This window comes from Mesorhizobium sp. M0904 (genome assembly GCF_040319475.1).
In the GTDB taxonomy this organism is placed as follows: domain Bacteria; phylum Pseudomonadota; class Alphaproteobacteria; order Rhizobiales; family Rhizobiaceae; genus Mesorhizobium.
Window position 1 is genome coordinate 44507 of record NZ_JAMYOC010000006.1, and the last position, 25680, is coordinate 70186.

Here is a 25680-nt window from a genome sequence, read left to right on the forward strand (position 1 = left end):
CGGTCGATACGAACCGTGCATCACATATGGGAGTGAAACGATGAAATACCTGAGGACGGCCTTTGCGGCCGCTACCGCCTTCACCTTGATTACCGGAACAGCGCTCGCGGAGCCGAAGACCAACCTCTTGCATCAATGGGCCACCGGATCGGACGCCCAGGCTATCGCCAAGCTCGGCGAGATGTTTACCGCCAAGGGTGGCACCTGGCAGCAGACCTCCATCGCAGGCCATACGGCCAATACATTGGCCAAACTGCGTGCCGATGTGATCGCCGGCAACGCACCTCCCGCTGTGCAGCTAAAGGGCCCCGAGATCGCCGAATGGAACGAGACGGGCATGACAGCCAATCTCGACTACCTAGCGAAGGCGGAAAATTGGGAGAAGGTCGTCGCTCCCGAATTGCTGCCGGTGATGAAGCCGACCGGGAATTGGGTGGCAGCGCCGATGAACATCCACCGCATCAACTGGCTGTGGGCATCGCCGAAGGTCATGAAGGATGCCGGCGTCAACGAGATGCCGAAGACATGGGCGGAGTTCAACGCCGCCTGCGACAAGATCGTGGCCAGCGGCAAGATCTGCATTTCACACTCGACCGCGGACTGGACCGACTCGACGGTCTTCGAAGTGGTCGTGTACGGTCAGGACCTAGATCTCTACAGGAAAGCTTTCGTCGAGGGCGACGTCGATGCCATGCGTAGCGACGGCATGGTCAAGGCCTTCGAGCAGTTTCGCACCATGACCTCGAAGTACATGGACCCCGGCATGAATGGACGTGACTGGGATACCATGTCGCATCTCGTCGGCCGCGGCGAGGCCGCCTTCCACATCATGGGCGACTGGACGATCGGCCTGCTGACGGCCGGCGGCTTCAAGGAGGGAACCGACTATGTCTGCGCCCAGGCGCCGACCGATTGGGGCAAGCCCGGCTTCATCTTGAATTCGGACTCGGTCGTGTTCTTCAAGCAGAAGGACCCGGACTATATCGAGGGACAGAAGCTGCTTGCCAGCATCATCCTGTCGCCCGAATTTCAGACCATTTTCAATCAGACCAAAGGGTCCATCCCGGCCCGCCTCGACGTCGATCTTTCGAACGGCTTCAATCCTTGCCAGCAACTCTCGCAAAAGGATCTGCAAGCCTCGATCGCCGCCGGCACGCTCGTCCGTTCGATGGCGCACAACATGACGGTGCCACAAAAGGTCCGCGGCGCAATAATGGACAGCATCACCGAGTTTGTAGCAACGCCGGATATGAGTGCGCAGGACGCGGCCAATGCGATGGCGGATGCGGCCGAAGCGCAGGAGTGACGCTGCCGATGATGGCCGGGGCGAAGCGCCTGGCCAGACCTCGCCGGAGCAGCCCGATGTCCACCCATGATCTGATTGTACCAGCCGCAGCTGCCGCGGCCCGTCCGTGGCGCGAGCGCCTGGGCACGATGGTGCCCATTCTGGTGCTGGCGCCATCGATAGCGGCGAGTTTCATCTATGTTTTCGTCTTCACACTCTGGACGCTCTACATCTCCCTGTCCAATTCGTCGCTGTTGCCGACCTATGGGTTCGTTGGCCTGGACAACTACGCTTCGCTTTGGGCAAACCGGCGCTGGAACATCGCCTATACGAATCTCTTCCTGTTCAGCGGCTTCTATATCGTAGGCTCGATGGCGGTTGGCCTGCTGCTCGCGATCGCGATCGACCAGCGCGTCCGCGGCGAGGCGGTTTGGCGCACCATCTTTCTGTACCCGTTGGCGGTGTCCTTCATCGTCACCGGTACGGTGTGGAGCTGGCTGTATAACCCTGTCGACGGTATCCAGGCCTTCGTTCGAGGGCTTGGCTGGACCGACTTCAGCTTCGCCCTGACGGCCAACCGCAACACCGCGATCTATGCGGTGATCATAACCGGTATCTGGCAGTCGTCCGGCTTCGCAATGGCACTTTTCCTGGCTGGTCTGCGGTCCGTCGATCCGGACCTCGTCAAAGCCGCGCAAATCGACGGCGCGTCGGTTTTCCGGACCTATCGGAGGGTCATCCTGCCAACCATCGCTCCGATATTCCTGGCGGTCGCGGTCATTCAGATACAATTCGCCATCAAGACCTTCGACCTGGTGGCGCCGTTGACGCGTGGCGGGCCAGGTGTGTCCACGACCTTCCCCGCCCTCTATGTCTACGACCTGATGTTCCAGCGCGGCCAAATCGGCGAGGGTGCCGCCGCGGCGATGATGATGCTCGCGGCGGTCGCGGTGGTGCTGGTGCCGTACTCCTTGTGGATCGTCTGGCGCCGGCGGGCGGAGGGCCGCAATGGCTGAAATTGCCCCCAATGCCCGTTTTGATCCGGAGGAAGCCGCTGCCACGCGCCGGCATTTCTGGAGCCGCTTCCTTGTCTATGCCGTGCTGACGCTTTTCGCGGTCGTCTATCTCGTGCCATTGCTGGTGGTGATCTTCAACTCGTTGCGCGAGCAGTCGGAGATTGCCCGCAACGGCCTCATCTCCGTACCGCGCAGCTTCCGGTTCGATGCATGGGCGCAGGCCTGGGGATCCTACTGCGTCAGCGGTACCTGCGAGGGCATGAAGCGCAATTTCTTCAACTCGCTGGCGATGACGATCCCCGCCACCATCATCTCGACCATTCTCGGAGCCATGAACGGCTACATCCTCTCCAAATGGCGCTTCAGGGGTTCCGAACTGATCTTCAATCTGATGCTGCTTGGCGTATTCATGCCCGGCCAGATTTCGCTGATGCCGTGGGCGTTCCTGCTCGGCAAGCTCGGCCTGACCAATTCCACATACGGGCTGGTGCTTATCCACGTCGTCCAGGGCATCTCGTTCACCACCCTGTTCTGCCGCAATTTCTACGTCAGCATACCGGACGACCTGATCAAGGCGGCACGCATCGACGGCGCCGGCTTCTGGCGGATCTTCCGCAAGATCATCCTGCCCCTGTCGCCGCCCATTCTGATTGTCACCGTCATCTGGCAGTTCACCGGCATCTGGAACGAGTATTTGTTCGGCGTCGTCTTCACATCAGGCCAGCAGCAGCCGATTACCGCGGCACTGGTCGCGCTCACGGCCGGCGGCACGACCGCGCGTGCTTACGATGTGATGAGCGCAGCCGTGCTGATCGGCGCGTTGCCACCGCTGCTGATCTATCTGTTCGGTGGAAAATACTTCGTGCGCGGCCTCACCCAGGGCGCCATCAAATGAGGCGTCGCCCATGTCCGCGTTGATGATCCGCAACCTTCACAAGAGCTACGGCTCGCTCGAGATTCTTGCCGGCATCAATCTCGAGGCTAAGACCGGAGAATTCGTCGCCCTTGTCGGCCCGTCGGGTTGCGGCAAGTCAACCTTGCTCGCCATGATCGCCGGCCTCGAAACCGTCACGTCGGGCGAGATATGGATCGGCGACCGGCTGGTTAACTCCGTGCAACCCAAGGACCGCGACATTGCGATGGTGTTCCAGTCATACGCCCTCTATCCCACCATGACGGTGCGCCAGAACATCACCTTCGGCATGGAAAGCCGCGGCGTGCCAAAAGCGGCGCAGGCGGAAGCTGTCCAGCGGGTTGCCGCGCTCCTTCAGATCGAACAGCTGCTTAAACGCAAGCCCGGCCAGCTCTCGGGCGGCCAGCGGCAGCGCGTCGCGATGGGGCGCGCCCTCGTACGCGACCCGAAGCTGTTTCTGTTCGACGAGCCCCTGTCCAACCTAGACGCCAAGCTGCGCGTCGATATGCGCACCGAAATCAAGAAGCTTCACCATCGCGTCGGCAAGACCACGGTGTACGTCACCCATGATCAGGTCGAGGCGATGACGCTTGCATCCCGCATTGCGGTGATGAACCAGGGCTCGGTACAGCAGTTCGACACGCCGAAGCGGATCTACGACCGGCCGACCAACATGTTCGTTGCCGGTTTCATGGGATCGCCGGCGATGAATTTCATCCCCGCCCGGCTTACGGGCTCGACCAGCATCTCGGTACGCGCCGCTGACGGCAGCGACGCCAGCCTTGCTCTTGCCGCGCCGATGCCCGCCGGTGCGCCAAAGGACGTCGTGCTCGGTATCCGGCCGGAACACATCTACCGTTTCACGACCGACCTGAAGTCGCGCAAACCTGCTGTGGCGTCCATGCAGGCGCCGGTCGAACTGGTCGAGCCGACCGGGGCCGAGACGCTTGCCGTGCTAAGGCTGGGTGACCTGGAGATCACCGGCCGTTTCGAGCCGGACGACGCTCCCGTCATGGGCGAGACGATAACGCTGGGCATCGATATGTCGCGCGCCTGTCTGTTCGATCCAACAACCAAGGCGCTTCTGTAATCGATGTCCGTACAATTCGCGACTTATCCGAGCTTGACCGATCGGGTCGTGCTGATCTCCGGCGGCGCCTCCGGCATCGGCGCCGACATGGTCCGTGCCTTCGCCTCGAATGGCGCCCGGGTAGCCTTTCTCGATGTGCAAGACGAGCCAGCGGAGGCGTTGGTGCGCGAGCTCGCTGGTGCCGCCGGGCAGGCTCCCTTATATCTCCATTGCGATGTTACCGACGTCGATGCGCTAAAGGCGGCGGTAGAAGGCGTGCGCGCGCGGCTTGGTCCGGTCGCCGTCCTAGTGAACAACGCCGCCAATGATCAACGCCATCCCATCGACGCGGTAACGGCTGACTATTGGGACCGCAGTTTCGACGTCAATCTGAGGCATCACTTCTTCGCCGCGCAGGCTGTGCATCCGCATATGAAGGAACTCGGCTTCGGGTCGATCATAAACTTTTCCTCCATTGCCTGGCGTTTCGGAGCGGACCAGATGGTGGCCTATGCCACCGCCAAGGGGGCTGTGGTGGCGCTGACGCGTGCTTTGGCGCGCTCGTTCGGACCGGATAACATCCGCGTCAATGCGATCGAACCCGGCGCCGTCATGACCGAGCGGCAGCGCGAGCTGTGGTTCAAGACGCAGGAGGCAGTCGACCAGACGGTGCAGCGGCAATTGATCCGCCGCGTCCTGCTGGGCGAGGAGATTGCACGCACAGTGCTCTTCCTGGCAGCCGACGACAGCCGCATGATCACCAAACAGTCCATTACCGTCGATGCTGGTCTGCGCTAGTGACGCTTCTCCGCTCTCCATTGGAACCGCCAAGCTGATGCTTCGTCTCGGCCTCAACCCCTACGGACTGACCTATCATCTCGGACTGCAGGGCCGCGGCACGCCGCGGCACAATCCGGACGGGGTGGGGCTGGAGGGCTTCATTACGCTGGCGCAGGAACTAGGCGCACGCACGCTCGAGATCTACGAACCCTGGTTGACCGACTTGACTGACGCCGAAATCGTCGCCCTGCGCAGGCGTCTTGCCGCGCTGGGCATCGTCCCGGTGGTGAGCGGCGGACTTCTAGTGGCAGGTCCGCTGGACAACGCCTTTCGGGCTGCGCGCCTGCTCGAGGCGACGACGATCCGTATCGCACTGACGCCTGTCCTGTGCGGCGACCGCAATGCGTGGGGACCGAAATGGAGTGAGTTCAACGCAACGATTCGCGCTGCCTTGACGGAATGGGGGCCGCGTGCGGCGGCCGAGGGCTGGATGCTCGGCATCGAGAACCATCAGGACTTCGGCAGCGACGAACTGGTTGCGTTCTGCGAACTCGGCGGGCCGGGTGTCGGCATCACCTACGACACCGGCAACACCTTTCCTGTCGGCGAGGCGCCGCTTGCCTTCACGCGCCGGATCGCGCCCCATGTCCGCCATGTTCACCTCAAGGATTATCGCATTCAGTTCACGGATGAGGGCTACCGTCTGGTCCGCTGCGCGATCGGCGACGGCGCCGTGCCATTCGCCGAACTGGCAGCCATCCTTGGCGAGCACCACGACACGCTGACGGCGGTGCTTGAGCCAGGCGCGCTGGAGGCCCGTCACGTTCGCTGGCTCACCGACGACTGGTGGAACGGATATGCGCCGAAGACCGCCCGGGCGTTCGCCGCGTGCCTGAGTGCTGCGCGCGTGAACCGCCTTGCGGACGACGCCGACTACCGCACGCCATGGGAACGGGACGATGACGGCGCGCTCGTTTCGTACGAGCTCGACATGATCCGGCGCAGCGCCGCCAACATGAAGAAGTTCGATTTCATTGCAATGGAGAAATCAGCATGACTGCCCGAGAACTCAGCGGCCTGACCGCCTTCGTAACCGGCTCGGGACGCGGCCTCGGCCGCGTGATGGCCGACCGCTTGGCCGGACTTGGCGCAAACGTCGCGGTCCACGACCTCGATTGGACCCGGCCATCTCAATATGGCGAATTCGCGGATCTCGGCGACTCTGCTCGGGGCTTGGAGAAGCATGGGACCCGGGTGACCGCAGTCACCGGCAATATAGGCGACAAACAAGCTGTCGCCGAAATGAAGAGGAAGATCGAGGCCGATCTCGGCGACGTGCACATTCTGGTCAACTGCGCCGGCGGCGACATCGGCGCCAAGGGCGTAAAGCCCAATCCCAACAACGCACTCGATATCGACTACGAAGACATCAAGGTTCTAACCGAGAACAATCTCATCGGCACGATGCTGGTCTGCCAGGCGTTCGTTCCGCCGATGGTCAAGCGCGGCTCAGGCTCGGTGATCAACATCGCCTCGGCGGCAGCGCATATCGGATGCTCGCCCGAGGTGGTCTACTCGACGCTCAAGGCGGCTGTCGTCCATTATACGCGCTGCCTCGCCAAGGAATTGATCGACGATGGCGTACGCGTCAATGCGGTGAGCCCTGGCGCCACCAAGACGGCACGCTTCCAGGCGAGCCGCGTGGTCGATCCGCAGCGCATGGATTCGAGCAAGAAATCGCTGAACCGGTATGCGGAGCCTGAAGAGATCGCCGAAGCGGTGGCCTTCCTCGCCGGCCCGCGCGCGCGCTTTATCAACGGACAGGTCATCCGCGTCGACGGCGGTTTCACGATCTTTCCAGGTTAAGCCGCGACAGTTCACATCGGCTGCCCAGCTAAGCCTTGCCATCGAGCGCGGCACATAGCGTCACCGGGGTCGACCAGACCCACTCGCGCTTACGTTCGAAGCTTCGGTCCGTCGCGCGTCCGCATGAGCAGGATCGCCCCTATTTGACGCCCACGCTTTCAGGCCAGAGGACCTGGATTTCCTTTGGCAGCGCATCCCGCACCTTTGCCGACTGGCCAAGGTCGATATGCCGTGCAAGCACACGCAGCACCGAGCGTGCCGCATCCTCGGGATCGACAGCACGGGTCGATTTCAATTCATCGGCGATGTGTTGCAGGAACTCCTCGAGCGAGCGTGTCTTGTCGGGCATGTCGGCGGGCCGATAGCGATCATAGTAGGCGCCCCGCACGAGCAGCGGCAGTTCCGCTCCCAATTTGGCCGCCAGTCCGATCTGCAGCCTGTCCCGAAGGGTTCGCAGAACGGCGCCCAATGTATGCCAGGCGACGTGTCGATCCGGACCGAGATCCACCATGATCTCGTCGAGCCAGATGTTTGTTATTTGCAGCGTTTTGTCAAAAACGTCCAAGCCGGTTGCGCTCATCGTCGCCTCCTCGAAAGGTTCTGCGGGCGAAACGGCGACCGGAGATAATTGTTTCGTCGTCATGTGAAAATCGCCTGGCAAAGCGGCGGAGCCGGTTCGGTCGGAGAGGCCCGTCGGCGTCAGGTCTGCTCTACGCTCTGCATCTGCCGGATTTCGGCGATCTGTCGGAAGTGGCCGTTTTCCACCACGTTGAGTGCAGTCACCGCGGCCGGATTGTCGCCTTTTTCATCCCACCGTACGGGCTCGCGATAGGCGATTCCCTCGAAACGGATATCGCGCACCGCCGCTAGAACGTCGCATCGACTCGGATGTCCCTTGGATACAGTGCTGGCGTCTTTGATCGCGGCAAGAAGAAGACACGCCGAATCGTGGGCGTTCGCGGCATAATTGCCGATCGGTCCGAAGCGCGCTGCATAGCGCGCGGCAAACTCGGCCGAACCGGCCACCCTGCCCGGTTCGGGCGTGGCGGAAAGCACGAGAACGCCTTCGCTCACACTGAGCTTGCGCTTATCGGTTCCGAACGCCGTCGGCAATGAGACCGGCCCTCACGTTGCCCGAACCCGGCTTTTGCCGGATATCTCTTGACCGATTGAGCGGCCCGCGCCGACAATGGCATTGGGAAGATGGCGGGATGTCGCCCACGGTGTTCGGCACCACTTGGCGAAAGCTGCGAAAGGGTTGTGATGGATTGGAAGCTGGAACTGGTCCCGGTCCCCGTATCGGACGTCGACAATGCCATCGCCTTTTATGTTGGGAAGGTCGGCTTTCACCTCGATCATGATCACACGGTAAGCGACGAGATACGTTTCGTGCAATTGACGCCGCCCGGTTCGGCCTGTTCGATTGCCATGGGCAAAGGCATCGTCGACAGCACCCCGGGATCCATACGGGGTCTGCAGCTGGTTGTGCCCGACATCGATGAGGCGCACCGGCATCTGGCCGCCCAAGGCATCGAGGTCAGCGATATCAAGGATTTTCCCTGGGGCAGATTTGTCTTCTTTGAGGATCCCGACGGCAACACCTGGTCTGTCCAGCAAATTCCACCTCGCAGCTGAGGCGGCGCGCTGCGGCAGAACGATGCTCGACCCAGACAGCGATGACCAAAAGAAAAGGCCGGACTGTTGAGCCCGGCCAAGCGTGAAGGTCTGTAACCTCCAGAGGGGAACGCGCCGGACGCAATGGGAGGAGACATCCGACGCAATCCGCATATGGGTCTCTACTGGTGACGTTTCAATGACATGCAGTGGACCAATGTCGCTTCGCCATAGAGCCAGGAAGGTAAAGCATTCGAAGGGACCGGTGGATCGCGCCGCCTGGTGGACACAAAGGTCGCCGAATGCAGGCGGCTCCTTGCATAGGGACTTCAGTCTGTAGGCCTGTCGACCAAGGGCCTGCACAGCCGAACTTTGGTCCGAGGCTGCTATCGCAAAAGCCCGAAACGCGAGAGTTTCAGGAACCGAGTTCAGAAGAGCCCCGTTGCGATGCCGACTGTTACAGGAGGCCGCTATGGATTCGAGCGTTCACCAGGCGCGTTGGCTGCTTTTTCCGTTATTTGGCCTGTGTTTCGGGATCGCAGCCATTGGATTTATTGTTGGCTGACGGTGAGAACTCGGCGCCCCCCGCCGAGAGACGCAACGAAGCGAAGGCAAAAGACTTGCGCAGTAAATAGTCCCTTCCTGCGCCAGCGAGACCCACCAGTTACCCTCGTGGGACTGGTGGGTCTTGACCTTACCGATACAAACCATTGTTTTAAGCATCGCACGAATTCGAACAGGAGGCAGCACGAAAGGTCCGTATGATTAAGGGGATTTCCGCCATGCGACTGGCAAGTTCATTGATGACGACCCGGAGACGAAGGACCGGATCTTCGCGAGGACGTCATGTCGGCATTTCTGTAGTCGTTTTGACCTTCGTTCTCGTCGTGAGCCCCTATCGCGTCGTGTTCGACGGACTATCGCAGCCGCTCGGCCGGCTGGCTGCCTGGGCCAAAGACGGCGGGAACGGCAACGGCAATGGCGGGAACGGAAATGGGAATGGGGGCGGCAATTCCGGCAATCCGGGTGGAAACTCCGGCAATTCAAACTCGAATGCCGGAGCCGGCAAGGGCAAAGCAAAGTCGCAGGACGACAATCTCCCTGATCCCGCCGCCGCGGTAACCCCGGGCAGCAGGCCAAAACTCTTTATCAATGCAACCACGGGAGACCGGATCGAGGTGAGTGGGCCGAGCATTGGCGTGGTGCATTCGAACGGCCTCAGCGAGCGCGTTGATAGCGGCCAATATGAAATGCGCGATGCCAAGGGCCGTACCATCATTCGGCGCCTGGCGACGCGTTCCGATCGGGACAGGTTGCTTGAAATGATCAACTGACGGCCAGATCACACAGCCGCCCCGTGAGGCTGTTTCGGCTCAAGCATGATCGCGAACAGGCGAATGCCGGCGCTCAGTCGCATCGCGTAAAGTCATTGCGGCTTCGGTCCTGTTGCTGACGTTGAGCTTGGCCAGGATTCGCGTCATGTGGTGCTTTATCGTTTTCTCATGCAGGTTCAGCCGAAGCCCAATCCGTTTGTTGCTCAGGCCCGCGGCAACCAGCGTCAGGATCTCCCTTTCGCGGCTGGTGAGTTCGGCAAGTCCGTCAACTTTCGCTGGCTCTTTTGATTGAGCCGACAGATCGGCCAGCAGGCGCGCCGACAATTGTGGACAAACATATCGTTCGCCCGAGGCTACCGTGCGCAGGATCGCAGCCAACGTCCTCGACCCGACCCCTTTCAGAACATAGCCTCTCGCCCCGCTCTGCAACGCGGCCATCACATGCTGGTTTTCTTCCGAAACGGTCAGCATCACAATTTTCAGTGCCGAATGCCGTTCCAGGGCCGGTTCGATCACGCCAAGACCACCCCCAGGCACCGAGATGTCCATCAGCAGAATGTCGGGCCGCCGGTCTTCAACTATCCGCAAGGCATCATCCCTGCTGCTTCCTTCGCCGACGATCTCGAACCCGCCGATCTGATCGAGCGTGCGCACAACGCCTTCCCTGAACAGCGGGTGGTCGTCGACGATGGCGAGCTTGATGGATGTCGTCATGTCTGCCCCATTTCAACGATGTTGAGAGCCATTTTCACGATCGTGCCACTTTGTGAGGACGTCACGGTAAACTGGCCCCCTAGGCTTTCCACCCGCTCGCGCAGCCCAACGAGCCCCAGCCCCTCGGGACGCACGATTTGTGGATCAAAGCCGGGGCCGGCGTCGGACACTTCGATACAAACGCGTTCGCCGTCGAAATGTTTCTCGACCGACTGACCTTCACCTCCGGCATGACGGAATCCATTGTTCAGCGTCTCCTGGACGAAGCGGAAGATGCAGATCCTGGCCGCCGGCGACAACGGGGTATGGCCGCCGGTCATCGATAGTCTCACTTTGACGCCGGTTCGTTCTTCGTGCGCCCGTACGGCAAGCTGGAGAATCTCACCCAGTTCGGCATGCTCGATATGCGGCAGGACAAGGCCCTTGCTGATGCTCCTGATCTCGCGCATGGCATCGTCCAAATGTGCTTTGATGGCCCGCAATTCCTGCGCACGCTTCGATTGCGACGTAGCAGGATCGGCAATGACCGGGCTATCGATCCCTAGCGCCGCGAGAGCAACCAGTTGCGCGGGGCCATCGTGCAAGTCCGCGCCGATGCGCCTGAGATAGCGTTCGTTGAGTGCGGTGGCACGCTGCGAAGCGCGCTGCACCCGCAGCCTCAAAAGTCTGTTTTGAGCGAGCAGATCGGAAAGCTCGGCAATGCGCTGCTTCAACGAGCGGCTCTGTGAGCTGATCGTGCGGCTGCCACGGAACACGATTGCCGACAGCCCAAGAAAGAAGGCCGCTGTGACGGCGGCAACGTCCAGCCAGGTTCGAATGAGTGCCTGATGCAGGTTTTTTTCAAAATCAGTGGCGACCTCGTAGAATTCCGAAACGGCCACCACTTCCCCCGACCATGGCTGCAGCACCGGATTGTAAATCTCGAGGAGATGCAAGCCGCTGGCTCTTTCGGCCTCACTGTCTGGATCGTCGAGCCTGTCGAACTCCGAAACCATTTGGCCGGCGAATGCCGCCCGGAGATTGTCGCTGGGTTCAAAGCGCTTGCCGATCAATGTCTTGTCGGTCGAATACAGGATGGTTCCGTCGCGACGCCAGAGCTTGAAGGATTCGAGCCTTGTGCCGAGTGCCCCTTGTCCCAGCGTTTCATCGAGCGCATGGGCTACGCTCTCGTCGAGGACTTCGCTCTTGCGCATATCCGGAAGCAGCGGCGCAATAACGCTGTCCACGTAAAGAGCCGTAGCGGAAGCCGAATTCTGCGTGACCACGGTTTCTATATGGTTCGTGACTGAAATCCCCACCACCACCATGGCCGACAGGGAGAATAGACCACCCGCGAGCAGGAACTGCGTGGCCAGCGACAGCGCGTTCCAGCGGTCGACGAGGCTTGTCAGCCTGTGTGGCCTGGTATTCCGCATGGCCCGCTCGGCAGCACGCCGCGCCAGTGGCGCGATTCTGGAGAGCCGGCTAATCCGCTGTCGAACGTCGCTAAAAGACGCCATCCTAGGTGTGTAACCGATCAATCGCGATGGAACTAGGGCCTGATGAGAGGGCGAACAGCGCATCCGACGCTTTTTTGCGCAAATCGTCTCATTGCGTCGTTCGGTAAAGCTCGGACGCAGCCTGCTTCAGCGCCGCCCGCCCGTCCGGCCTCAGATACATCATGTGCCCGCCTTCCAGCACCTCGCTGCGAATGGGCTTTGCGCCGGCAAGCGAAGGAATTTGACCAAGCAGGTAGCGCGAGCCCATGTACGGCGTCACCAGGTCGCTATAGCCGTTGACGATCAGCACGCCGAGGCTGGGGTTCAGCGTGCGCGCCTGCTGAAGGTCGTCCATGACACCCGCATAGCCCTGACGCGTCGGGCTCGTTCCATAATCCCAATTGCCGCTGACTTCGCGGTTGAGAAGCCGATAGCTGATATCCGTACGGAAGTTCAATTCATCACGCACATAGCCGACGAAAGCGGAGGTAAGCGCCGGCACGCTTCGGTCGAGCACCGGATCGGGACCCTCGACTCCCAGGCTCTCTGGCGCCACGTCCGCCGTTGCGATGTTGCCGTCATAGGCGCTGAGAACATTGCCCTTTGCCCGTGCAAACTCCTTGGCGAACAGCCCTATGGGAATGCGTGCAAAGTGCCGCTGGACGAGATCGAGCGGCAGACCGGTGATTGCGGCGACACGCTGGCTCGCCAGGCCTCCACCCTGCTCCAGCCCACCTGCCAGCGCGGCCAGATATTCGCCGAGCGCATAGCGTTCGACTTCCGCCAGCCGTGCCTGCAGAGCCGGGCCAGAAACGCCTTCGCTGTGCAGGCGCACTGCCGCCAGCGACGGCAGTTCGAGCGCCCAGTGGAGCGGCTGGAACTCGTCCGGACGCACCAGTGTGAATTCGAGGGCCGGCGAAATCAGCACGACGCCGCTCGGGCTGATGCCGATGTCTTCCTGAAGCTTCCTGGCGAGCAATGCTGCTCGAAAGCCGCCATAGCTTTCGCCAGCCAGGAAGACAGGCGATGCCGTACGGTTGGTCTGCGCCAGATAGAGCCGGATAAACGCGCCTATCGACGCAGCGTCCTGGCTGACGCCCCAGAAGCTGTGTGCTTCCGTGCCGGGCGCTTCACGGCTGTAACCGGTTCCGACAGGGTCCACAAAGACCAGGTCGGTCATGTCGAGCCAAGTGTCGGGGTTGTCGAACAGCCTCTGCGGCGGCGGCAGGAAACTTCCATCGGCCGCTGTCGCCAGAACCCGCGGACCGAGCGCGCCCAAATGAAGATAGGCGGAAGCTGCTCCCGGACCGCCATTGAAAACGAAGGTGATCGGGCGACGCGGATCCGGTCCCGTTTCTTTCCCGGCGTGCAGAGCATAGGCGACATAGAAGATCTCGGCGGTGATATCGCCTTTGCCGGACGGTAATGACAGCGTGCCGGCCCTGGCCTCGTAATCGAGCGTGCGTCCGGCAATGACGATCGAATGATCGGAAGTCTGCGGCGGTGGCAGGAGCGAGAGAACCCCGCCGGTGGGCGGCGGCCGCTGGGCCGTCTCCGCGTGACCGACCCCAGTTCCGGCAACCAACAGCAGAAGAGCGAGGGCGATTTCTTGCAGCTTGATAGGCATGACGTCTCCGGAGCAATCGGCAGAAACTAGCACACCGTCGGCCGAACCAAAGTCACAGCACCGTGCGCCAGTACGTCTGACAAGAAGGGGTCGGTTTGGGAAATCCGATGCCCAGGCGGAAGATAGGGCGCGAGGGTCACGGCGGCAGCCTCAACCTCTTGCAGCGGATGCGCGCGGCGGAATGACCTACCAAACGACTTCGTGAATTTTCTGCCGGTTGACTCGATTGGCCCACTTCCTAGGTTGGCATTCGGGGCTCCCGTGCAATCCGAAGTCGGTATGACATCATTCCACACCCGAAAGCTTTCCCTTCTCCTTCTATCGGCAGGCGCCGCCATCCTGTCTTCCTGCGTCATGCCCGACGACACCTCGAGCACCGCGAGGGAAGACGCCACGGCGGCGGCAGCCCGCAAGGAGATGGTCGGCCTTAGCGAGGCGGACGTTCGAATGTGCGCCGGCTTTCCGACCGCCACTGCCGATGTCGGCAAATCCGGCCAGATCTGGACCTATCAGCGGGTCGTTCAACGCGGCAATCTCAACATTGTGGTTCCGACCGTGGCGATTGGCCCGGTCCCTGCGCTCGGAGGTTCCGTCAACGTCGCCCCCGGCGGCTATTGCAACACGCAAATTCGAATGGTTGACGGTCGTGTTGCCGAGGTTGCATACGCCGGCGACAACAACCTGCCGAACAACCGCGATGCGCTCTGTGTCAGCACGGTGGACGCCTGTGTCGCCTATGCCCGTCAGTATCATCCAAGCAGGGCAAGGGGCCGTACAAGATAGCGGAATGAGTCGCATTGCCGCCGACCTAAAATGTCTGGGGTTTCTGGTTTGCCGGCTGATGACTATCCCTGATCTCGATCGAGCATCACCGATTTGAACGGATGTTTCCCGCTCTCAACCGCCGACCCGACTCCATCGCGAATAGTGGAGAAATAGCGGTCGGTTCCGACCTGCCCGCCCTTGAGGGCAATTTCCAGCCCGTCGATCGCCTTTACGCGCGAATGCGCCACACAAAGCGGCGAGCCCGGCGATGCCGGCAGCGGCATTCGCACCGTCAGCGCGTCGACGCCCATCTGGCCAAGTGCATGGCTCGACGTGTCGCCGCCGGCGATGACCACGCGCGGCAGCTTCTCTTGAAGCGTCAGTTCGCGGAGAAGCTCGCCAAGGCCGCGGCCGAGCTTATGGCGGGCGCCTTCCCTGAGATCGATTTCAGCACCGCGGTCGGCCGCAGGTCCGAGCGCGGTGTAGAGGATGACGCTCCGCCCGGCCCGTAGGCTGGAGCGGCCGGTTGCGACCGCGCGCGCAATAGCGTCGTTCGAAGCCTCAGAAACCAGTTCGACCGGGTCGAGCTCGATCCCGTCGAAGCCTTCGGCCAGGGCATGCCGGATCTGTCGTTCCGTCGTCGGCGAGCAGCTCCCCGAGACCACGGCGATCCTGTCGGCAGCGCCCGGCGGCGAAAAGGCGGGTTTGGCATCCACGATGCGGTTCGATGCCCATTCGACCAGCAACGCATATTCGATGCCAGAAGAGCCGACGACGAAATAACCGCCCGGCTTGCGAGCGCGCCAAATCTCCTTGCCGGCAAGCGCCTGGGTTTCCAGGCTGTCGACATCGACAAGCACGATACCTGTGCCATCCTCCACAAGCCGATCGAATGCTTCCGACCGCGACGCAGACTGCAGCGTCGCCAGGTCGACCAGGCCCGAGGCGAGGCTGGTCTGGCGCGACAGGTGGATCAGCAGGTCGGATTCGTCCATCGGCGTGATCGGATGGCGGCTCATCACGGGATGGCGGTCGATGCGGAAATATTTTTCGCGATAGGCCGCGAACAGATGGCCGAAGGCGGTGTAGCGCTTCAGTTGCGGCGCGCCGACCACCAGCGGCACGCCGTCTTGCCGGAAAACCGAGCAGCCGATCTCGATCGCCCGGCCGATGCTGCCGATCACCGGGCTGGAATCGAAGGTCGAGCAGACCTTGTAGTGGCAGATCTCGGCGTTAAGGGTCTTCAGCCAGGCGAAGGCATCTCGCAGATGCGTGTCCATCCACTGCGGCGTCTCGCTGCGGCTGGTGCCGGCCAGCCCAAGGGCGCGGCAATGCGCAAATTGCGAAAGCAGCGCCTCGTCCGGCTGGCGCATGAACAGCACGGTCGGCACGCCGCCGAGCTCGAGCGCCTCCATCACGTCGGTCGAGCCGGTCAGGTCGTCGCCATAATAACTCAGAAGCAGGTTCTGCATGGCGTCAGGCCGCCTTGCCGTCGCCGAACTTCTCGATCGACCGCGCCAGCTCGACATGGCTCAAGGCATAATCCGACAACGGAATGTCCTGGACCGCCGCCTGCCAGGCCTGCTGCACGGCGCGCACGCCGGCGCCCGGCCCGTCCGGGTGGCTGACGATGCCACCGCCGCACAGATAGAGAAGATCCACCGTCCGGCCGGTTCGCTGGAACGTTTCAGGCGCCTGCCCGCCCCACTGGCCGGAACCGGCGACCGGCAATGCGCAATCGGCCGGCGAAAAGATCGGCGAGGCCACCGCCTTGAAGGATTCGACGAAGGACCAGTCGGGTTCCCAGTATTTCGAGGCGATGCCGTTGATCTGGAACTGGTCGACGCCGAGCAACCGCCAAAACTGCTGCCAGATCTTGAAATCCATGCCGAGGCCGGGATGGCGGGTGAGAATGTCCCAGCCATTGCGGTGGGCATGGAGCACAAGGCTGGAGCGTTTTCGAAGGTAAGCCATGCCGCCGAAACCGATCGAATTGATGTTGACCACGGCGCAATTGCCGCCGGCCTTTGCCACCAGGTCGTGGTTTCGCATCATCTCGTCGGGATCGGCATGTGAGATGCCGAAGGCATACATGACCTTCTTGCCGGTCTTCTGCTCGTGGTCGAGGATCAGCGGCATGATTGCCCTCACCCGCTCCGACAGCGGTGAATAGGCCGGGCTCATCAGCTTCTCGTCGTCCTTGATGAAATCGACGCCGGCGGCAATCAGCTCTTGCACCATTGCGGCCGTCTCGGGCGGGCGGAGCCCCAGCGCCGGCTTGACGATGGTCCCGATGATCGGACGATCCGCGACACCGGTCAGCCTGCGGCTGCCCGTGACGCCGAATTGCGGGCCCGGATGCGCGCCCCGGTACTCCTCGGGTAGCCTCATGTCGACGATCCGGATACCGGACAGGCCCTTGATCGAAAATGTGCCGCCGATGGCGATGGTCATCAACGCCGACAAGTCGGTGCCGATGGCGTCTAGCGGAAACGCGATGTCGACGTCGGCGCGCTTGACCGGGCCATTGCGCGCTTCGGGACCGGTTTCGGGAAGAGACGGCCGATCCGCATCGGGCAGATGCCGTATCGCCAGGACTCGCGCCGCGACCCTGGCCTTGAGTTCTTCGGTCTCGCCGGCCAGCGCGACGAAGGTTCCGGTCGACTGGTCGCTTGCGATCTTGGCCGCCAGCGCCTCGACATTGCCGGGCGTTTCGATGCGATAGGTTAGAACAATCATATTCGCGCGGCCTGCCGGGGTGGTTCGAAAAAGGTTCCTTGGCCCTTGAAATCTGGTATAATGAGTACATAAGCTTTGCAAGCCCTATCCGGCTGGGCAGAGCCGGGCGAGCCGGCAGCAGGCGTTCCGGAATTCGCGCCGGAAATGCTAGATAGGGGCCGGTCAAAGGAGTGATTCGCGACGATGAACCGTTCGGAGCCGATCGTCCGGCGCAAGCTTTCCGACGAAGTATTCTTGAGACTGAAGCGCCTGATCACCAGCGGCGAATTGCTGCCGGGTGACGACATGCCATCGGAGCGCGAATTGATGGAGCGCTTCGAGGTCGGCAGGCCGGCGATCCGCGAGGCAATGCAGGCATTGAGCAATATGGGCCTCGTCGCGATCTCGCATGGCGAACGGGCGAAAGTGCTGCAGCTGACCGCCAAGTCGATCATCAAACAGGTCGACGGCGCCGCCAAGATCATCCTGTCGTCGTCGAAGGACACGCTGGAGCACCTCAAGAACGCGCGTATCTTCTTCGAGCGCGGCATGGTCAGGGAGGCCGCGGAGAAGGCAACCGCCGAGGACGTGCAGCGGTTGCGCGCAACGGTTGCAGAGCAGCGCAGCCATCGTGGCGACTCGGAAGCCTTCATATCCGCCGACATGAAATTCCACACCCAGATCTCGGCGATATCCGGCAACCCGATCTATGTCGCCGTCAGCGAGGCAATGCTTGGCTGGCTAAAGGAATACCACACCGAAATGCTGATCTGGACCGGCAAGGAAAAGTTCACGCTGACCGAGCACGAAGAGATCATCGGACGCATCGAAGCCAAGGATGCGGATGGCGCCGAGAAGGCGATGATCAAGCACCTCGAACGCTCGCGTGCGCTTTACGTGATGAACTCCGGCAGCTGAAAACCAAGAGCAAGGTCCCGACCGGCGTAGCGGCCGGCACCTGCTCTCGGCCTACTGACTGACCACAGATCAGCCTGAGCCGGACCGACGCAGTTTTCTGTTGCCCTCTGAATCCGATGTATTTGCCGCGTGTTTTCATTCAACGATTTCCGCGGCCCGCTTTCGTCAGCAAGCCCGCATAGGCCCTCCTGGAGCCCGCGCGCTTGGCCTGGATTGGCAATTCTTGCAAAGACTATGCTAGGCTTGCCATCCACGAGAACGACACTGGAGTACCGCAATGGCTGTCAGGAGCCTCCACGTTGTGATCTGGCTGCCGTCGAATTTCTATTCGGCCGTCGTCTCGACGCTCGTGGAAATGTTTCAGCTTGTGAATGATGTCTGCCGTTCGCAGGTTCTCTCCTGTGAGTTCGTTTCAAGGAGCGCGCCGTCGGCATCAAGCACCGGAATTTCCTTCCCGACAAAAGCTCAACCATCCCGGAAAATGGATGTCCTGATTCTCATTGCCATGCCGGGTGTCGAGATTCCGGAGCTTCTGCGCTCGCTCGACGAGGAGAGTGAACATTCAAAACCGCTGATCGCGCTCGCGCAGCAGCAGGACGCAATCATCGCAGCACATTGCGGCGCGTGTTATCTGCTCGCCAATTCGGGATTATTGGACGGTAAACGCGCGACGATATCCTGGTGGCTGAGAGCCGAGGCAAGCCGCCGGTTTCCGCAAGTGCGATGGGACGCTTCCCGGCTCCTCATTCGCCAGGACCGCCTCTACACATGCGGAGGCGGGTTTTCCGGACTCGAACTCGCCAGGGCTTTGCTGATCGATCTGGGCTTCTCGAAGGAAGAGCGGATCATTCGAAAACTTCTGGTTCTCCCGCCGCCGCGCACATTCCAGAGTCCCTACGAATTTTCCCTCGATGGAATTTCGTACGGAGCCAGCCCATTCGAGGACAAGTTGCGTGAGCTCTCGAAAGACAAGATGTCGGAAATCGATCTGAAATTTCTGGCAACCGAATTGGGCATGTCTTCGCGAACCCTGTCTCGCAGGTTTTTCGACGAACTCCAGACAACGCCGGGAAAATGGATCCAGGAAAGGCGGCTGGAGTTGGCAAGGTCCATGCTTGAGGAAACGAAACTGAGCGTTTCAGAAATTTGCTATCGGGTGGGTTATCAGGACGTCGCCTCGTTCAGCCGTCTTTTTTCCAAGACAACTGGAATGGCACCGGGCGAGTTTCGAAAGCAAATCCGGTGACAACTCGGCAGCGGAGTGCTGCGGCTACACGCAACCGCTACGCAAGTGCGGCTACCCATGAGCCTCGGCAAATGACTTCAGCCGATCCGGACGATTGCGTAGGGTGTCATCACAAGATGGTCTCGGCCCGACGTATCGCGCGGAATCTGGCGTGACAGTCGTCCATTCCAAATCTTGAGAGGGCCCTGATCGGAGCCGAGCCCGGAAACGTCGACCGGAACGTCGACCGGGGTAAGGTTCGCCAGCCAGATGATGATCTTGCCTGTCTGGGAGCGGCCGGCAAGTGCCAGCACCCGCCTCTCATCGGTCGTTGTCGCCGCCACATGCGCATGGCCGGCCAGATCGCAAAGTCCTTTCACCGCGTGGAAAATCGGCCGGGGTGTACCTTCTTCGACAGGTTCGCCCGACGAGGCCAGCACGCCGAATGGTCCGGTGAAGCTGCAGAGCGTCAGCATTTCGAGTCCGGCCGGCGCAACACGTGCGGCATAGCCGATCGTCCATGCGGCTCCGAACAGCCCGGTATGGCGAGGGTCGCGGTCGGCCATAGGAATGCACTGACTGTCGGGATTGGCTTTGGTCGCACCGCCATAGGGGTTCTGGCGCATGGCAATGGTCGACGGCCCGATCCGATAGGGTTTTGCCCCGAAGATCGCCCTCACCGAGGCTGTGATGGAAGGCAGCGCCTCCAACGATTGCATGACGCTGAGATCGTCGGCGGCGTGCACGATCGGGCAGGTGCAATGCGTGACGAAATCGAGCGGATCGGCCGGCACACGCTTGCGATTGAGTTCGGTGAAATAGCTGAACATGCCGCCGCCGAGGCGGCTGTCGGGAAAGGCGCGCCGCGTCGCGGCATAGACGTCCTCGAGCGGCGGGCAGTGCGGCCACGCGCTGCCCGGTGGCGTCGATTGCCGGTCGGCCGAGGGCGAGACGGCAATGGCCGAAAGCTCGAGCCCGGCCTGCCGCACCCTGTCGGCGACGCCTGAAAGCTCGGCGTCGAGATCGCCGTCGCCGGCAATGACACATTCGAGCGTTGTCCGGACCGGATAGGCGGCGGCGAGCTGGGCGTAAGATCGCAAGGCATCGAGCTCGTGGCCGCGCGTCGGGTCATAGTGGAACATCAATTGCTGCGGGCCAAGCTCGGACAGCATCGGCAGCTTGCCCAACGCCGCCTCGACCTCATCCGGGTAGATGATCACGCCGATATCCGGCAGCGCCGGTCCGGCTTGGCCGAGCGTGACACGAATCGGTTCGGCGCTTGCCGCGACAGCCGGCGCTTTCCCGCCACCCTCCATCCGCAAGCTGATGGTCTGGCGGAAGGTCTCGCCGGCAGGCAGCACGTATGGCCATGGCAGCGCGAGCGGCCGGACATAGGTCTTGTAGGAGGCATCCGACCAGTTGCGCTGGTCCTCCATCTCGAACACATCGCCTTCCATCCGGCATTCGGCGGTGACGCCCGGCCGGACCTCATGGGTGATCGCCCGCAGGTCTTTGAAAGGCTGCCAGGGATCGATCAGCTCTGGAAGCCTGGTCGCGACCACGCTGCCATCGGTATGCTCGATCGCGACCGGGCTGCCGGCCAAGCCGGCAATCGGATGCAGGATGCAGAAGCCACAGCGATTGGTTTCGAAATCGCTGTCGGGAAGAGCGCTCACGTCGAAGACCAGCTGGCCATCGGAGGAGCCCTTGATGGTCGCACGAAAGCCGAGCCGGCTGCCGTCCGGTGCTTGGCAACTTGCCGTATAGCTGACGGAAAAAGCCTCGGCATTTTGTTTGATGGCAAGATCGGCCAGTCTCGGCTCGTAGGTGCCCCAGTCGCGATCCCTGACGATGTAGGCGATAGCGCGCAGAACTTCGGTGCCGCCATGCCGAATGGTGCGCAGATTGCCGTTGACGAAGTCCGCCGTCAGCGCGCCGGCTTGCAGCCTGACCGGTTCGGCTTCAACGGCACGTGTGCCGTAGAGGAGGAAGGGGTCGGCTGTCATTTCAGCAAGGCGTCGAGTTGCACCGGCTCCCGGCTTGCGGCGCCGGCGTACGCTGCCTCGACCAGCGCTAATGTCTTGAGGTTGTCCGCGCCTGAGGTCGCGGGCTCGGTTCCGTTGGTCAGGCAATCGACCCAATGTTTTTGAATGGCGACGACGCTTTCCTGGATGTTGTGCCACGGCCGCGATGCCCAGGCCAGCAGCGGCGGCGAGACGTCGCTAACGACCGTCCCGCTCCTGCCGGTGACGGTGAGGTGGTAGCCCTGCGCCAGCCGGATCGTGCCGTCCTTGCCGTCGATCTCGATCAGCATCTCGGGGAACGGCTCTGTCGCGAGCTTGCTGGCGTAGCTACAGTCGACCACGGAAGTGGCGCCGCCCGTGTGGTCCATCAGCATCGTCGCAACGTCCTCGCCGGTTATGCCGGGATTGACGCGCGCCGTTCGCGCGGTGACCGTCGAGACGTCGCCCAGCAGAAAGCGGGCGATGTCGAGGATATGGATGCCGAGATCCTCGATAATGAAGCGCCTTCCGGTCGCCAGATAGGGCTGGCCGGAAAACACGTCATAAGCCGATCGGAACGAGATCCGTCCGAAGAAGGGGGTGCCGATTTCGCCGCTGTCGAGCACCGCACGCACCGCCTGGATCGGCGACTGCCAGCGAAAATTTTCATGCACCATCAACGGCACGCCGGCGTCGGCGCAGGCTTTCACCATGGCCTTGGCGTCGGCAAGCGACGGCGCGAACGGCTTTTGGCAGATTACCGGAACGCCATACTGCGCCGCCATCTCCACCAGCGTTCTGTGGCTTGGTGCGGTGGTAGCGATGTCGACGAAATCCAACCTTTCGCCGGCAAACAGCGCAGCCGCGTCGGTATAGCGCCGCGTGATGCCGAACTGGTCGCCGACGACCCTCAACCGGTCCGGATCGCGGTCGCAGATGGCGGCAATCGAAGCACCCTCTATGTCGCGCCAGGCATGCATCTGGTTGACGGCAAAGAAGCCGCAGCCGATCAGCGCGCCACGCAGCTCCGCCATGTCAGCCGGCCTTTGCCATCTGCATCAGCGTGACACGGCTCTGCAGCCGGCGCTGGGCTTGGTCGACGACAACGGCTACGATGATGACGAGGCCCTTGATTACCATTTGCCAGAACGAGCTCACCCCCATCATCACCAGCCCGTCCGAAAGGATGCCGATTACGAAGGCGCCGACAATGGTGCCGCCGATGGTGCCGCGTCCGCCCGACATCGAGGTGCCGCCGAGCACTGCCGCGGCAATGGCGTTGAGTTCGAAGCTCTCTCCGGTCGCCGGATGCGAGGCCATCAGTTCGGACGAGATGATCAGCCCGACGATCGCCGCGCAGAACCCGGAAAACATGTAGACGAACATCTTCACCATGTTGACGCGGACGCCCGAAATGCGCGCCGCCCGCTCATTGCCGCCAACGGCGAAGATATGGCGGCCGAGCGGAGTGTATCTGGCGAGATAGGCCGCCCCCAGTGCGACGACGACCAATATCCATATCGAAACCGGCAAGCCGAGCAGCCGGCCGGCGCCGAGGAAGCCGAACCCCGTGGTGCCGAGCTCCGGCTTGCCGACGAGATTGGGGAAGGTGCGCCCGTCGGACGACAGCAGTGCCAGGCCGCGTGCGACATAGAGCACGCCGAGCGTGGCTATGAACGGCGCAACGTTAAGCCTGGTGATCAGCAAGCCGTTGACGGCGCCGATCAATATGCCGACGGCAAGCGTGATCAGCGCGATCTCGAAGACGTTGAAATAGATGGTGTAGCCGACCTGCAGGTCGACGCCGTTCAGCACGAGATAGCCGGCCACCATGCCGCACAGGCCGACGATCGAGCCGACCGACAGGTCGATGCCGCCGGTGATGATGACGAAGGTCATGCCCATTGCGAGGAATGCGTTCAACGCCACGTGCTTCGACATCAGGATAAGATTGGCGGCCGATAGGAAATTGGGCGCAGCTATCGAGAAGAATAACAGCACGGCGATCAGCGCGATGAACGTCCTGGCCTTCATCAGCGTCAGCAGGACCGAGCCGCTCGAAATGGAGTTGACCACCGCCTTGGCTGGAATGTCAGTCATGCACCTTGCTCTCCGTGCGGGACCGGGCCGTGGCCGAGGGCCGAGGCAGCGACGAGCGCGGCCTCAGTCGCCTCCGCGCGATCGAAGATACCGGTCAATTTTCCATTGCTCATCACTGCGACACGGTCGGACAACGCCATCACTTCGTCGAGATCGGAGGTGGCAAACAGGATGCCCAGGCCGTCGCGCGACAGCTTGCGCATGGTGCGGAAAACGTCGGCCTTGGCGCCGACGTCGATGCCGCGGCTCGGCTCGTCCATCAGCAGCACCTTCGGTCCGGTGAGCAGCGCCTTGCCGATCACCACCTTCTGCTGGTTGCCGCCCGACAGTGACGAGACTTCCTGCGTCGGATCGGCGACCTTGATGGCCAGTTCGCGCACCGTCTGGGTCACCGCCTGTCGTTCGGCGGCACCACGAATGTGGAACAGGCGCACGAACCGCGACAGGCTGGCCAGAGTCAGATTGCTGGCGACGGAGAGGATCGACACCAGCCCTTCGCGTTGGCGGTCTTCGGGGATCAGCGCCAGCCCGCGCCGGATGCGCCGTGTCGTGTCGCGCTCGTGCACCTTTTTGCCGGCAATGAATATCGCGCCGGTCGAATGGCCGTGGCGGCCCATGATGCAATCGAACAGCTCGCTGCGTCCGGCGCCCATCAGGCCGTAGATGCCAAGGATCTCGCCAGCGCGCAGCGACAGCGAGACGTGGTCGACCGCAAGCCCGCCGGTGACGCGCGGTAGGCAAATGTCCTCGGCGCGGAATATCTCCTCGCCCGGCACATGGCCGTCGGCCTTGGCGAAGTCCTTGGCGTCCGAGCCGATCATCTGCCGCACGATCCACTGGGTGTCGACGTCTTTCATCTTCGCCTGGCCGGTGATGCGCCCGTCGCGCAGCACCGTGATGGTGTCGCCGATGCGGATCAATTCCTCGAGCCGATGCGAGATGTAGACGATTGCCACGCCGCGCGCCTTGAGTTCGGCAATCACCTTGAACAGGATCTCGACTTCCGCCGCGCTGAGCGCCGAGGTCGGCTCGTCCATGATCAGGATGCGCGCATCGAGCGAAACCGCCTTGGCGATCTCGACCAGCTGCTGCTGGCCGATGCGCAGATCCTCGACCAGCATGTCCGGCCGGATGCCAGCCTCCAGGCGTTCAAGAAATTCCGCCGCGCGGCGCTCCTGCTCTTTGCGGTCGATTTTGCGGAAGCGGTTGGTGATCTCGCGGGTGGCAAAAATATTTTCGGCGACGGTCAGATTGCCGAATAGGTTGAGCTCCTGGAATACCATGCCGATGCCGCGATTTACCGCGTCCCCGGATGACGAGAAGGAGACCTCCTCGCCGTCCAGCAGAATGCGCCCAAGCGTCGGCTGCTCGACGCCGGCGATGATCTTCATCAGCGTCGATTTGCCGGCCCCGTTTTCGCCGACCAGCACGTTGACCGCACCCTTGCGCACCTCGAAATTCGCACGTTTGACCGCGACGGTGCCCGAATACACTTTCGAGACATCCTCCAGCTTCAGGATGACGTTTTGATCGCCGGTCATGGCTTCGGCCCGAGCTCTGCCTCCGCCGGCGTCACCAGCGGCAGGTCCTGGCCACTGCCTGGCGTATAGGCGCCGAGGATCTTGACGCTTCGGCCCTCGAGTGCCTCGCGCGGCAGCTTGGAAAGCACGGTCTTGTCGGCGTAGGCGTTGAAGGCCTTGCCGAACTGGGCGAAGTCGATCTGATTGGTGAAATCGTTGAATTGAATGAAGTCAAGGCTGTCGCGCAGCGCTGTACCGCGCAGCGCGGGTCCGATCTGCACCCGCGCATCCGCCTTGCCGTCGCCGTCGGCATCGACGTCCATTGTCGCCGCGCGTGACTGTGTATTGGCTGCAACGACCTTGCCCCCGAGCCGGACGGCGAAGGTCCATGGCGAATTCGCCTGCTTTTTCGGGTTGCCATATTTGGCGCCGGCAGCGGCGGGATCGGTCTTCGCCAAAGCATGAACCTCGGGAAACGGGCCGGCCTTCTGCTGCAGGTAGGGTATCGCTTTCGCCGCCCAGATGTCCTCGACCTTCTTGTCGGGATTGAAGGCCGAGCCAGTGCCGCCATTTTCCGCTGACGGCGTCGGCAGGATCTTGCAGGCGGTCAGGCTGACTATAGCTGCAAGGAACGACACGAGGATCGGCCGGGTCAGCGTGTTGAACATGTCGGCTCGTTCGGCATGGCGGTCAGGAGCACCCAGAGAAATGGAAGCAAGGGCGAAATGGAAGCAA

Annotated in this window: 24 protein-coding genes; 12 read left to right on the top strand and 12 right to left on the bottom strand. The window is 62.0% G+C overall.

Annotated features, from left to right (window positions below; all coding sequences use genetic code 11):
* Positions 1–40: 40 nt before the first annotated feature.
* Genes NKH80_RS08330 through NKH80_RS08360 form a run of 7 tightly spaced genes read left to right on the top strand, consistent with a single transcriptional unit; the run spans position 41 to position 6929 of the window.
* Positions 41–1306: an ABC transporter substrate-binding protein gene (locus NKH80_RS08330; protein WP_352990877.1), complete on the top strand. Its 1266-nt coding sequence runs from the start codon at positions 41–43 to the stop codon at positions 1304–1306.
* 56 nt (positions 1307–1362) lie between these two features.
* Positions 1363–2301: a carbohydrate ABC transporter permease gene (locus NKH80_RS08335; protein ID WP_502900932.1), complete on the top strand. Its 939-nt coding sequence runs from the start codon at positions 1363–1365 to the stop codon at positions 2299–2301.
* Positions 2294–3196, top strand: coding sequence for a carbohydrate ABC transporter permease (locus NKH80_RS08340; RefSeq protein WP_292660005.1), 903 nt, complete (start codon positions 2294–2296; stop codon positions 3194–3196). Before NKH80_RS08335 ends, NKH80_RS08340 begins: the two co-directional genes overlap by 8 nt.
* A gap of 10 nt (positions 3197–3206) precedes the next feature.
* Positions 3207–4304 (top strand): ABC transporter ATP-binding protein, encoded by a 1098-nt coding sequence (locus NKH80_RS08345; protein ID WP_352664522.1) that lies wholly within the window; start codon positions 3207–3209, stop codon positions 4302–4304.
* A 3-nt stretch (positions 4305–4307) separates the two neighbouring features.
* On the top strand, positions 4308–5081 hold the full coding sequence (locus tag NKH80_RS08350) for an SDR family NAD(P)-dependent oxidoreductase (RefSeq protein ID WP_352896825.1): 774 nt from the start codon (positions 4308–4310) through the stop codon (positions 5079–5081).
* A 37-nt stretch (positions 5082–5118) separates the two neighbouring features.
* The gene (locus NKH80_RS08355; protein WP_352990880.1) at positions 5119–6120 is read left to right on the top strand and encodes a sugar phosphate isomerase/epimerase family protein; all 1002 of its coding nucleotides are present in this window, start codon (positions 5119–5121) and stop codon (positions 6118–6120) included.
* The gene (locus NKH80_RS08360; protein ID WP_352506266.1) at positions 6117–6929 is read left to right on the top strand and encodes an SDR family NAD(P)-dependent oxidoreductase; all 813 of its coding nucleotides are present in this window, start codon (positions 6117–6119) and stop codon (positions 6927–6929) included. The genes NKH80_RS08355 and NKH80_RS08360 overlap by 4 nt, the downstream gene beginning before the upstream one ends.
* A gap of 139 nt (positions 6930–7068) precedes the next feature.
* Here the strand turns inward: NKH80_RS08360 and NKH80_RS08365 are convergent, their stop codons facing one another.
* Both NKH80_RS08365 and NKH80_RS08370 read right to left on the bottom strand, forming a co-directional pair.
* Complete coding sequence (locus NKH80_RS08365) at positions 7069–7509, bottom strand: DUF2267 domain-containing protein (protein ID WP_352990883.1); 441 nt, start codon at positions 7507–7509, stop codon at positions 7069–7071.
* A gap of 119 nt (positions 7510–7628) precedes the next feature.
* Positions 7629–8042 carry a type 1 periplasmic-binding domain-containing protein gene (locus tag NKH80_RS08370; protein ID WP_352990885.1) on the bottom strand — a complete coding sequence of 138 codons (414 nt, stop codon included), beginning with the start codon at positions 8040–8042 and terminating at the stop codon, positions 7629–7631.
* 150 nt (positions 8043–8192) lie between these two features.
* Between NKH80_RS08370 and NKH80_RS08375 the strand changes: the two genes are divergently transcribed.
* Positions 8193–8564, top strand: a complete 372-nt coding sequence (locus tag NKH80_RS08375; protein ID WP_352506268.1) for a VOC family protein — start codon at positions 8193–8195, stop codon at positions 8562–8564.
* 848 nt (positions 8565–9412) lie between these two features.
* Positions 9413–9877 (top strand): hypothetical protein, encoded by a 465-nt coding sequence (locus tag NKH80_RS08380; protein ID WP_352689994.1) that lies wholly within the window; start codon positions 9413–9415, stop codon positions 9875–9877.
* Between the two features lie 39 nt (positions 9878–9916).
* Here NKH80_RS08380 and NKH80_RS08385 read toward each other — a convergent pair whose 3' ends face one another.
* The 3 genes from NKH80_RS08385 to NKH80_RS08395 form a co-directional block, all read right to left on the bottom strand.
* A complete protein-coding gene (locus NKH80_RS08385; RefSeq protein ID WP_352689993.1) occupies positions 9917–10591 on the bottom strand; it encodes a response regulator in 675 nt (224 codons plus the stop codon).
* Entirely contained in the window at positions 10588–12006 is a 1419-nt protein-coding gene (locus NKH80_RS08390) for a sensor histidine kinase (RefSeq protein WP_352991100.1), read from the bottom strand. The genes NKH80_RS08385 and NKH80_RS08390 overlap by 4 nt, the downstream gene beginning before the upstream one ends.
* A gap of 172 nt (positions 12007–12178) precedes the next feature.
* A complete protein-coding gene (locus NKH80_RS08395) occupies positions 12179–13696 on the bottom strand; it encodes a S10 family peptidase (protein ID WP_352689992.1) in 1518 nt (505 codons plus the stop codon).
* 279 nt (positions 13697–13975) lie between these two features.
* Between NKH80_RS08395 and NKH80_RS08400 the strand changes: the two genes are divergently transcribed.
* The gene (locus tag NKH80_RS08400; protein ID WP_352689991.1) at positions 13976–14479 is read left to right on the top strand and encodes a hypothetical protein; all 504 of its coding nucleotides are present in this window, start codon (positions 13976–13978) and stop codon (positions 14477–14479) included.
* Between the two features lie 62 nt (positions 14480–14541).
* On the opposite strand, the gene NKH80_RS08405 is transcribed toward NKH80_RS08400, so the two are convergent.
* Positions 14542–15933, bottom strand: coding sequence for a four-carbon acid sugar kinase family protein (locus NKH80_RS08405; protein WP_352990888.1), 1392 nt, complete (start codon positions 15931–15933; stop codon positions 14542–14544).
* 4 nt (positions 15934–15937) lie between these two features.
* The gene (gene oiaX / locus NKH80_RS08410) at positions 15938–17200 is read right to left on the bottom strand and encodes a 3-oxo-isoapionate-4-phosphate decarboxylase OiaX (RefSeq protein WP_352990891.1); all 1263 of its coding nucleotides are present in this window, start codon (positions 17198–17200) and stop codon (positions 15938–15940) included.
* A gap of 183 nt (positions 17201–17383) precedes the next feature.
* On the opposite strand from oiaX, the gene NKH80_RS08415 reads away from it, so the two are divergent.
* Positions 17384–18097 (top strand): transcriptional regulator NanR, encoded by a 714-nt coding sequence (locus tag NKH80_RS08415; protein ID WP_023720267.1) that lies wholly within the window; start codon positions 17384–17386, stop codon positions 18095–18097.
* Between the two features lie 277 nt (positions 18098–18374).
* Positions 18375–19343 carry a GlxA family transcriptional regulator gene (locus NKH80_RS08420; protein WP_352689988.1) on the top strand — a complete coding sequence of 323 codons (969 nt, stop codon included), beginning with the start codon at positions 18375–18377 and terminating at the stop codon, positions 19341–19343.
* Between the two features lie 77 nt (positions 19344–19420).
* On the opposite strand, the gene apnL is transcribed toward NKH80_RS08420, so the two are convergent.
* From apnL to NKH80_RS08445, 5 genes are read right to left on the bottom strand one after another with little or no spacing between them, the layout of a single operon-like run.
* Positions 19421–21328, bottom strand: a complete 1908-nt coding sequence (apnL, locus tag NKH80_RS08425; protein WP_352990894.1) for a D-apionate lactonase — start codon at positions 21326–21328, stop codon at positions 19421–19423.
* A complete protein-coding gene (locus NKH80_RS08430) occupies positions 21325–22359 on the bottom strand; it encodes a Gfo/Idh/MocA family protein (RefSeq protein ID WP_352877656.1) in 1035 nt (344 codons plus the stop codon). The genes apnL and NKH80_RS08430 overlap by 4 nt, the downstream gene beginning before the upstream one ends.
* Before the next feature lies 1 nt (position 22360).
* The gene (locus NKH80_RS08435) at positions 22361–23425 is read right to left on the bottom strand and encodes an ABC transporter permease (RefSeq protein ID WP_352702875.1); all 1065 of its coding nucleotides are present in this window, start codon (positions 23423–23425) and stop codon (positions 22361–22363) included.
* Positions 23422–24966 (bottom strand): sugar ABC transporter ATP-binding protein, encoded by a 1545-nt coding sequence (locus tag NKH80_RS08440; RefSeq protein WP_352990899.1) that lies wholly within the window; start codon positions 24964–24966, stop codon positions 23422–23424. The genes NKH80_RS08435 and NKH80_RS08440 overlap by 4 nt, the downstream gene beginning before the upstream one ends.
* Positions 24963–25613, bottom strand: coding sequence for a DUF2291 family protein (locus tag NKH80_RS08445; protein ID WP_352990902.1), 651 nt, complete (start codon positions 25611–25613; stop codon positions 24963–24965). The genes NKH80_RS08440 and NKH80_RS08445 overlap by 4 nt, the downstream gene beginning before the upstream one ends.
* Between the last annotated feature and the right edge of the window lie 67 nt (positions 25614–25680).